The organism is Robiginitalea sp., from assembly GCF_049588695.1.
Classification (GTDB): domain Bacteria; phylum Bacteroidota; class Bacteroidia; order Flavobacteriales; family Flavobacteriaceae; genus Robiginitalea.
Genome location: NZ_JBAVZJ010000182.1, coordinates 1 through 3,614 on the forward strand (window position 1 = coordinate 1; position 3,614 = coordinate 3,614).

Consider the following 3,614-nt stretch of genomic DNA (forward strand, 5'->3'; position numbering starts at 1 on the left):
TGAAACTTATTCAGCTGCCTACTCAGGCTTTTGAGCAGCGGTTGAAGCAGGAACTTGAAGAAAACCCCGCCCTGGAGGCCGGACGCCTGGAATCAGAAAATTCAGACGAAGAGTTCCAGGATCCCTACGAGACGGGTAGTGAGAACGAAGTCATCGACACCGAAGATATTAATATCGACGAATACCTGAGTGATGATGAAATTCCTGACTATCGCACGCGGAGCAGCAATTACGGGGATGAAAACGAAAAACAAATTCCCTATGCTTCGTGCATTTCCTTTAACCAGTATCTGTTAAATCAACTCAATACTGAATATCTGGACGACGAGCAATGGCAAATAGCAGAATTCCTGGTGGGCAGTGTGGATGAGAGCGGCTATATCCGCCGTCCCATTCCGGATATTTTAGACGACCTGGCCTTTACTCAGAATATCTTTACAGACGAGCAGACGATCCTTGAGGTGCTTAAGAAAGTGCAACAGCTGGACCCTCCAGGGGTAGGTGCGCGTTCACTGAGCGAATGTTTGTTGATTCAGTTAGACCGTAAAGAAGCAACTCCTGCTGTAAAGATCGCTCGGGAAATCCTTGAAAAGTCTTTTGACCACTTCACTAAAAAACACTACAAAAAGCTGATGCAACGCCACGACATTAGCGAAGAAACCCTCAAGGAAGCCATTCAGGAAATTGAAAAATTAAACCCTAAGCCCGGAGGTTCGTACTCCGGCGGAACCAAAATAATTGAACACGTAGTCCCCGATTTTGCCATTCGCATTGTGGATGGGGAACTTGAGATGACCCTAAATGGCCGAAACGCCCCGGAACTCCATGTATCCAGGGGATATTCGGATATGCTCGCCGGATACAAAAGCGCTAAAGAAAAGTCCAGGTCTCAAAAGGATGCCGTGATGTTTATAAAGCAAAAACTGGATGCAGCAAAATGGTTTATAGATGCCATCAAGCAACGACAACAGACCCTGTATACCACCATGAGTGCTATTATGAATTATCAGGAGGAGTATTTTCTGACCGGGGATGAACGCAACCTTAAACCCATGATTCTCAAGGATATTGCAGATGAGATTGGGATGGATGTCTCCACAGTCTCCCGTGTGGCCAACAGCAAATACGTTGATACCCCCTATGGCACCAAACTGATTAAAGAATTCTTCTCCGAATCGGTTAAAAATACGGAGGGGGAAGATGTTTCCACCCGGGAAATCAAGAAGATTCTGGAGACGGTTGTAAACGAAGAAAATAAACGCAAACCCCTCACAGACGATAAGCTCGCCGGAATCCTGAAAGAAAAGGGCTATCCCATCGCCAGAAGAACAGTGGCAAAATACAGGGAACAGCTTGGGATTCCTGTTGCCCGGCTGCGAAAAGAAATCTGATGGGCATCCTGAGCAAACTCATAAGTTATTTTATCCATCCCCTGTTGGTGCCTACTATTGGAACCGTATTCTATTTTATGGTCACCCCAAAGTACAGCCCTTCAGAACTTATATTGGGAAACCTCATTCCTATTTTTATCCTTACGGCCCTTATCCCATTGGGAAGTCTTTTGATACTGAATCAGTTTGGTATGACGCGCTCCCGACTGCTCCTGACGTCAGAGGAACGCATTTATCCCCTGTTGATCTTCCTGGCACTCTTGCTGTTGATACTCCTACGTGTCATCCCGAATAACTTTACCGTGGAACTCTACTATTTCTTTATGGGAATTGCCCTTTCCGTTACCTCCTGCCTTTTACTCGCACTTATGGGTAAAGTAGTGAGTTTACACATGGTGGGTATAGGGACACTCCTGATGTTTGTCACCATGCTGAGTTTTCATTTTGAAAAGAATATCGTTGTCGCAATTAGTTTGTGTACTCTCTGTAGCGGACTACTCGCCTCGGCACGATTGTACTTAAACCGGCACGGCAGGGCAGCGGTCCTCACGGGCTGGCTCATCGGGCTGGTCTCCCAACTTATCCTGATTCGTTTCTGGCTCTAGAAAGCTCGATAGTTGTGTCTGATTAGAGGATATAAAAAATAAGCCCCAACCGGAGTACAGACATTTCCAGTTGTTGCCCGTCAGGTCCGTTTACGCCATCTTCAAAGAGCGTATTGAGCCCATAATACAAATGCAGGTTAAAGGTATTGTATCCGACATTCAGGGTGAGGCCATAAGTGAAATTCTCAGTGTCCGGGTTGTTAAAGCTGTCGCTAAATTCATTAGTGACGTACTTGGAACGCGACCCAACAATATATCCAAATTTGACCCCGCCGTAAATCCTCCAAAATTTAAAGGTTTCCCGAGTTGAATTACGCCAACGAAATTCCAGGGGAACTTCAATCACATGGGTCTCCAATTTATTTCGCCTGTAAGAATCCGCGTCGGTCAGGATCTCATATTCAATGTCATCCCCGCTTTCCAGGGCTCTTAAATTAGAGTAATAGGAATTGAATCCATACCCTATACCTACCCCCAGCGCAAAGGTACAGTCGGCATTCAGGGGAAAGTCTCGTATAAATCCGCCCTGCAGGCCATAGGACAGGCCGTTTTGGGTGACTCCTTCAGGAAAATTCAATAAGAGGTTAAAATTGATTCCGAGGTAAAACTGATCCTCCCGATATCTCGGATCGAGAATCTGACCCAAGGAGTCCCTTACCTCTGGGACTTCTGCAGCAGTCATCTCGTTTTCCTGCCCCTGAAGGGGCGCCAGCGAAAGGACTAAAAGAAATAACATCCAATGCTTCATGAAGCGTAATTTCCAAAAAAAAACGCTTCAAATGTTGAAGCGTTTTAAATCAATTTTGTTTGAAAAAATATTATTGTAAGTTTCGGAACGCATCTCCTTCAAATGTAGTGTAATTTATCTTCAGAGCGTTCACTTCCCGAAGTTGTTGCTTGATATCCGAGATTAAACCCATATTCGCATTTTTGTCCACCTTCAGAGCCGTTGTCAAAACGTTCTGCAATTCCTGGGGCTTTTTGGCCCGCTCCTGCAGGATATAATCTCCTACCTCGGAGACATTCGCGAACTTATCGTTCAATTGAATTTTCGGTTCAGAACCAAAGACCTTCTGATATTGACTCGTCGGTTTTCCCACATAGATATAGATCACCCTGTCCTTTTTCTCCAACTTCTTGATCTCGCTGGCATTGGGCAGGATATTCTCTACCATCAGGGAACTATCCTTCATAACCGTTACGGTCATAAAAAAGAACAGGAGCATAAAAACAATATCGGGCAATGACGCAGTGGATACTGCCGGTAAATCTCCGTCCTTCTTTTTATTAAACTTGGCCATGGATAACGTATTAGTTAGTACTTGTCTGTGCCTCAGAGAGCTTCTGAGGAAACAAGTCCTGAATTTGTTTTACTTTATCTTTTAAATCATCCCGTACTGACGAAGGTGTTTCCGGATTGAGATACTCGGCTTCCATCTCAGTGAAATTCCGGTTGAAAAGCCGTTGGGCCTCCCTGTTTCTCAATTCATTGTAGGCACCCACAAGCTCATTCTGTACCGTGATGTAGGTTGAATACTGGGTTTCCCGATCATTCTTAAGGGAGATAATAGCTTTTGTAGGATTATCCGAAGAGCTTTCATCACGCGCACCCTTACAG

The 3,614-nt window shown here is 45.0% G+C and carries 4 protein-coding genes and 1 pseudogene; 2 read left to right on the plus strand and 3 right to left on the minus strand.

All coding sequences use genetic code 11. The features are described 5' to 3' along the window. Together rpoN and WBV75_RS04450 are read left to right on the plus strand one after the other, a co-directional pair. Positions 1–1,391 (plus strand): RNA polymerase factor sigma-54 (gene rpoN / locus WBV75_RS04445; protein WP_424119447.1); only part of this gene is annotated, 1,391 nt, incomplete at its 5' end. After that, complete coding sequence (locus tag WBV75_RS04450; RefSeq protein ID WP_424119448.1) at positions 1,391–1,996, plus strand: hypothetical protein; 606 nt, start codon at positions 1,391–1,393, stop codon at positions 1,994–1,996. The genes rpoN and WBV75_RS04450, both read left to right, overlap by 1 nt. A gap of 22 nt (positions 1,997–2,018) precedes the next feature. Here WBV75_RS04450 and WBV75_RS04455 read toward each other — a convergent pair whose 3' ends face one another. The 3 genes and pseudogenes from WBV75_RS04455 to WBV75_RS04465 all read right to left on the minus strand — a co-directional run. Further along, positions 2,019–2,744, minus strand: a complete 726-nt coding sequence (locus WBV75_RS04455) for a porin family protein (RefSeq protein WP_424119449.1) — start codon at positions 2,742–2,744, stop codon at positions 2,019–2,021. Between the two features lie 70 nt (positions 2,745–2,814). Beyond that, complete coding sequence (locus WBV75_RS04460) at positions 2,815–3,297, minus strand: ExbD/TolR family protein (RefSeq protein ID WP_424119450.1); 483 nt, start codon at positions 3,295–3,297, stop codon at positions 2,815–2,817. 10 nt (positions 3,298–3,307) lie between these two features. Continuing rightward, positions 3,308–3,614, minus strand: a pseudogene (locus WBV75_RS04465) (biopolymer transporter ExbD); the annotation flags it as partial.